Genomic DNA, 4,734 nt, shown 5'->3' on the forward strand with positions numbered 1-4,734 from the left:
GGGATAAACAACTACAAGCGGGGTCTCATGTTACAGCCGATGAAGAGTTTTAGCTTCATAACGGCAATAACCATGAGGACTTTCACATGTTGCGTCGAATCACATTGCTGATGCCTCTGCTCGCCATCCTGAGCTTGAGCGGTTGCATTGTTTTCCCCCACGGGGGCTGGCACCACGATCACCACTACGACCATGGCGGACCGGGTTACTACCAACATCGTTAACAGCTATTCAACGTCCTGAATCCTTTCGATAGAAGTCATTGCCGGGCTGGGCACACAACTCAACCAGCCAATCGACAAACACACGCACACGCCGGGATAACTGGCGGTGCGGCGGATAAAGCGCCGTCATCGGCATGCCCGGTGGCGGCACTTCCCCAAGCACTTCACGCAATCGCCCCTCCTGCAGTTGCCGTGCGACGTGATAGTACGGCGTCTGCACCAGCCCATATCCGGCCTCGCACGCTGCCAGATAACCATCGGCACTGTTGACCGCCACCTGCTTGGGCAGATCGACCGACTGCACCTGGCCATCCACGACAAACTCCAGCCCATAGCGTTTTGCGTTGCTGGAGATGTACTCGACCATCCGGTGCCCGTCCAGGTCGTCCAAGGTATGGGGCGTTCCGTGCCGCTGCAGGTAGTCAGGACTGGCACAGGTCACCTGATCCATCATCACCAGCGGCCGTGCCACCAGTGAATCGTCCAGCGTCGAGCCACCGCGCAAGACACAATCGACACCTTCGCGAATCAGGTCCACCGGCCGGTCATTCAAACCTATTTCCAGCTCGATCAAGGGATAGCGGGCCGTGAATTGCGGCAGCGCCGGAATCACTACCAGGCGCCCCACTCCCGCCGGCATGTCCACCCGCAACAAGCCCTTGGGATTGTGGCGCGCCGCGCTGAACACCGCTTCGGTCTCTTCAAGATCCGCCAGCAAGCGCACGCAACGCGGGTAATAGGCCGCACCGTCGAGCGTCAGGCTGATCTGCCGCGTGGTGCGTTGCAGCAGTTGCACCCCCAGATGTGCCTCCAGTTGCTTGATCAGGATAGTCACCGAGGCCCGGGGCAATTGCAGGCTGTCGGCGGCCCTGGCAAAGCCACCGAGTTCGACGATTCGGGTAAAGACGCGCATGGCGTTGAAACGGTCCATTGCTGGCTCCACCGGCAGATTGTTTAGATTTAACGAATAGTGATAGCCGTTTTAGCCGGTTTATCTTGTTTCTGTCGAGGCGAACAATGGCGATTCATTTCACAGGGAGCTGATTTCATGCACACACGTCAATTGGGAAAAAACGGTCCGCAGGTGTCGGCCATCGGCCTGGGCTGCATGGGCATGACCGATTTCTACACCACCGGCACCGACACCCGGGAAGCCACGGCCACCTTGCATCGTGCGCTGGAACTGGGCGTCAACCTGCTCGATACCGCCGACATGTACGGCCCGCACACCAATGAAGAACTGATCGGCAAGGCCATCGCCGGCAAGCGCGACCAGGTGTTCCTGGCCAGCAAGTTCGGGATCGTTCGCGACCCGGCCAACCCCACTGCCCGGGGCGTCAACGGTCGGCCGGAATACATTCGCCAGTCCATCGACGGCAGCTTGAAGCGCCTGGGCGTGGACACCCTCGACCTGTATTACCAGCACCGAATCGACCCACAGGTGGCTATCGAGGAAACCGTCGGCGCCATGGCCGAACTGGTCAGTGCCGGCAAGGTGCGTTACCTGGGATTGAGCGAGGCATCGGTGGCGACCCTGGAACGGGCACACAAGGTTCATCCGATCAGTGCGTTGCAAAGTGAATATTCATTGTGGAGCCGTGACCAGGAGGAAAACGGTTGCCTGGCGGCCTGCCAGCGCCTTGGCGTCGCCTTTGTGCCTTATAGCCCGTTGGGCCGAGGCTTTCTGACCGGCGCGTTGAAAAGTCCGGATGATTTCGCGGCGGACGACTACCGTCGCTTCAGCCCGCGATTCCAGGGCGAAAACTTCGCGAAAAACCTGCTACTGGTGCAGCAAGTGCAGGCGCTGGCGGCGGAAAAGGGCGTGACGGCGGGCCAACTGGCGCTGGCATGGGTGCTGGCCCAAGGCGACTACCTGATTCCGATTCCGGGCACCAAACAACGTAAATACCTGGAAGAAAACGTGGCCGCACTGCAGGTGACGCTAAGCGCCGAAGAACTGCAAGCGCTGGAGGCGGTCTTTGCAGCGAATGCCACCGCAGGCCTGCGTTATCCGGAAGAAGTCATGAAACTGCTCGACCGCTAAGGGTTGCCGGCCCGCTCGATGAACCGGGCGGGCCGGGCAACATGGCGTCAGGCCTCTTCCGAGAGAACACTGCCGGGCCTCACCATGGGGCCGTTGTTCTTGCCGTAGGTTTCCAGGTTTTGCAGCACGTAGATCGCTTTTTTGAACTCGGGAACCAGGTAGTTGGCGTACTTGTTACCCTTGAGATTGTTATTCTGGATGTTCTCCAGTTGCGTAGCGAAATATTCCAGTGCATTGAACTTCGCATCAGGGTCCTTGATGCCAAACCGGTCGAACTTGTCACCGGCATTGCTCAACGTGACCGCCGTCACATCACTGATCAGGCCCCGCTCTTTCAGAAAGACACTGAGACTGCCCATGGACTTGACTGAAATATCAGTAGGATCAAAACCCTTCATCTGCTTGCGCAATTTCATCTTGTCCATCTTGACTGTATCCAGCTCGACTGGATTGTTGCCCACCAGGTCAAGCATCTGCCTGACCTTGACGCTCTGGGGAACAGGCTTTGATCTGCTGGCGGTATCTCGAACCAACAGGCCCGCTTTCGCAGTCCAGGCGCCGGTATAACCGATAGTCATTGAAAACTCCTTGCTTGACCAAGTTAGGAGGTCAGGAGTATCGGCCGGAGCACTTGAGGCCACCAAACTTTAATTCGGAGTTTTAACAATTCTCGTACAATTCAGATACATGCTGTAAAACTTCTTGTTTATTGGGTATTAGCACCTTGAAGAATGGTCCTTCAGACTTTTCTTACATGACGACTAGTTGGTTTTCATCAACACCGATACTTATCCTCGGCATTTCAACCTGACGATTTTGTAATGCGCCCCTCATCTGCCTGACAGCGATGATCTACCATCATCTAACAGCGGATCTTTGTAGCAATTAGAAACACTCCTTGAATACCCGACCAATAAAAAGGGTCAAAATGCGTTTTTTTGCCCGTTAGCCGAGACGAACCCATGCGAAACCCTCTGCGTCTGATCGCCCTGAGCGTCCTGTTCATGTCCTCCCTGGCCCAGGCCGCCGACCTCATCCCGATCGAGGTTCATCGCGACGCCAACTGTGGCTGCTGCAAAAAATGGATCACTCATCTGCAGGCCAATGGCTTCAAGGTCGAAGACCACGTCGAAGCCAACATGAGTGAGTTCAAGCAACAGCATGGTGTGCCGCCGCGCCTGGCGTCGTGCCACACCGCGTTGATCAACGGCAAATTCGTTGAGGGTCATGTCCCGGCCGAYCAGGTCCTGGCCCTGAGCAAGCGCGACGATCTGCTGGGCGTCGCCGCCCCCGGCATGCCCATGGGTTCGCCCGGCATGGAAATGGACGGCATGAGCGATGCCTATCAGGTCATTGGCCTGAAAAAGGATGGCACTGACGTGGTGGTTGCGGATTACCCCGCCCATTGATGTCCAGCGCGTACCTCGGGCTGTTTTTCGCGGCATTCGGTGCCGCCACGCTGCTGCCGTTGCAATCCGAAGCCGTGCTGGTGGGACTGTTGCTCAGCGATCGGTATTGGCTCTGGGCACTGCTGGCAGTGGCAACGTGCGGCAACGTTCTGGGGTCGCTGCTTAACTGGTGGCTGGGGCGCGGGATCGAGCGGTTCCGCGACCGGCGCTGGTTTCCGGTAGGCCCCCGACACCTGGAAAAAGCCCGGCTGCATTACCAACGCTACGGCCATTGGTCATTGCTGCTCAGCTGGTTGCCGGTGATCGGCGATCCGCTGACGCTGGTCGCCGGGGTCATGCGCGAACCGCTGGGGCGCTTCCTGCTGATCGTCACCCTGGCCAAAGGCGCCCGCTACGGCGTGCTGGCCATGGCGACATTGTACTGGATGGGTTGAACCATCAAGGGCAGCGATTGCCTGTGTTTAATGTCGCCCTAATCGAGTCGACCCAGCATGCGGATTTTCTATGGAGCTCTCCCATGTCACGCCCTCTCTCCCGCTGGTTACCCGGCCTGCTGCTGACCGCCACCCTGCCCATTATCGCCCACGCCGAAGGACCGGCATACGGCCCCCAATTGCAAGGTTTCGACTACCCCTACACGCTCAAGCACTTCGCCTTTGAATCCCAGGGCCAATCCCTGCAAATGGGTTACATGGACGTCGCCGCCCACGGCAAGGCCAATGGTCGCAGCGTGGTGCTGATGCACGGCAAGAATTTCTGCGGTGCCACCTGGGACAGCTCGATCAAAGCCCTCAGCGACGCCGGTTATCGAGTCATCGCCCCGGACCAGATCGGCTTCTGCACCTCCAGCAAACCGGCGCACTATCAGTACAGCTTCCAGCAACTGGCGACGAACACCCAGCAATTGCTCAAGGCCCTGGGCATCCAGAAAGCCACCCTGCTGGGGCACTCCACCGGCGGCATGCTCGCCACCCGCTATGCCTTGCAATACCCCGAACAGGTCGAGCAACTGGCGCTGGTCAACCCCATCGGCCTGGAAGACTGGAAAGCCCTCGGT

General features: G+C 58.4%; 7 protein-coding genes. 5 read left to right on the plus strand and 2 right to left on the minus strand.

The genetic code is table 11. The features are described 5' to 3' along the window. Positions 1–86 precede the first annotated feature (86 nt). On the plus strand, positions 87–224 hold the full coding sequence (locus AC1DVH_RS26150; protein WP_477756232.1) for a hypothetical protein: 138 nt from the start codon (positions 87–89) through the stop codon (positions 222–224). Positions 225–231: 7 nt separating this feature from the next. Here AC1DVH_RS26150 and AC1DVH_RS26155 read toward each other — a convergent pair whose 3' ends face one another. Further along, the gene (locus tag AC1DVH_RS26155; protein ID WP_477756233.1) at positions 232–1,155 is read right to left on the minus strand and encodes a LysR family transcriptional regulator; all 924 of its coding nucleotides are present in this window, start codon (positions 1,153–1,155) and stop codon (positions 232–234) included. A 117-nt stretch (positions 1,156–1,272) separates the two neighbouring features. Between AC1DVH_RS26155 and AC1DVH_RS26160 the strand changes: the two genes are divergently transcribed. After that, complete coding sequence (locus tag AC1DVH_RS26160) at positions 1,273–2,268, plus strand: aldo/keto reductase (RefSeq protein WP_477756234.1); 996 nt, start codon at positions 1,273–1,275, stop codon at positions 2,266–2,268. A 47-nt stretch (positions 2,269–2,315) separates the two neighbouring features. Here the strand turns inward: AC1DVH_RS26160 and AC1DVH_RS26165 are convergent, their stop codons facing one another. Next, positions 2,316–2,846: a hypothetical protein gene (locus AC1DVH_RS26165; RefSeq protein WP_477756235.1), complete on the minus strand. Its 531-nt coding sequence runs from the start codon at positions 2,844–2,846 to the stop codon at positions 2,316–2,318. 384 nt (positions 2,847–3,230) lie between these two features. Here AC1DVH_RS26165 and AC1DVH_RS26170 point away from each other — a divergent pair, with 384 nt between their 5' ends. The 3 genes from AC1DVH_RS26170 to AC1DVH_RS26180 form a co-directional block, all read left to right on the plus strand. Continuing rightward, a complete protein-coding gene (locus tag AC1DVH_RS26170; protein ID WP_477756236.1) occupies positions 3,231–3,677 on the plus strand; it encodes a DUF411 domain-containing protein in 447 nt (148 codons plus the stop codon). Further along, positions 3,677–4,111: a YqaA family protein gene (locus AC1DVH_RS26175; protein WP_477756237.1), complete on the plus strand. Its 435-nt coding sequence runs from the start codon at positions 3,677–3,679 to the stop codon at positions 4,109–4,111. The genes AC1DVH_RS26170 and AC1DVH_RS26175 overlap by 1 nt, the downstream gene beginning before the upstream one ends. A gap of 83 nt (positions 4,112–4,194) precedes the next feature. Beyond that, positions 4,195–4,734: alpha/beta fold hydrolase (locus tag AC1DVH_RS26180; protein WP_477756238.1), on the plus strand; the 540-nt coding region annotated here is incomplete at its 3' end.

Source organism: Pseudomonas sp. P4_C3 (assembly GCF_056402075.1).